Source organism: Actinotalea sp. C106 (genome assembly GCF_023630195.1).
Lineage (GTDB): Bacteria > Actinomycetota > Actinomycetes > Actinomycetales > Cellulomonadaceae > Actinotalea.
Genome location: NZ_JALPKN010000607.1, coordinates 1 through 664, shown reverse-complemented (window position 1 = coordinate 664; position 664 = coordinate 1). Strand labels below are relative to the sequence as shown.

Below are 664 nucleotides of genomic sequence, written 5' to 3'. Positions count from 1 at the left end.
CACCGGGGGCCGGTCAGCGCTCCGCGGCCTGGCCCGCGAGCGCGTGGTCGACCGCCTGCCTCACCTCCTGGGCGAGGCGCTGCCCCGCGGCGCGGCGGTCGGCACGGTCGACCCGCACCTCGACCACGCTGACCCCCTGGACCGGGACGGCCAGCTCACGCTCGAGGCCGGCGTGGTCGACCACGAGGCCGTGCCGCACGCCGTAGCCCGCGCACAGCGCGCCGAGGTCAGCGCCGTGAGGGGTCGCGAAGACCCGCTCGAAGGTCGCGGCGCGGTCGGGCTCGCCGTGCTCGAGGGTCGCGAAGATCGAGCCGCCGTCGTCGTTGGCCACGACGAGGGTCAGGTCGGGCCTGGTCTCGAGCGGTCCGACGAGCAGGCCCCCGACGTCGTGCAGGAAGGTCAGGTCGCCGAGCAGGGCGTGCACCGGCCGGCCCGTCCCCAGGGCGACGCCGGCGGCGGTCGAGACCGTGCCGTCGATGCCGGCGAGCCCGCGGTTCGCCAGGACGGTCGGGGGCTCGTCCCACGCGGCGACCAGGTCGAGGTCCCGCACGGGGTTGCTCGAGCCGACGACGAGCAGGTCCTGCGGGCCGAGGGAGGCCGCGAGCGTTCGGGCCACCCGCGTCCCGGTCAACGGCGGTCCGGCCGCCGTGCTGCCCGGCGACTC

At 77.4% G+C, this 664-nt stretch carries 1 pseudogene; it reads right to left on the bottom strand.

Annotated elements, in window-relative coordinates:
• Positions 1–13: 13 nt before the first annotated feature.
• Positions 14–664: pseudogene (locus tag L0B03_RS18765) on the bottom strand (2-succinyl-5-enolpyruvyl-6-hydroxy-3-cyclohexene-1-carboxylate synthase); the annotation flags it as partial.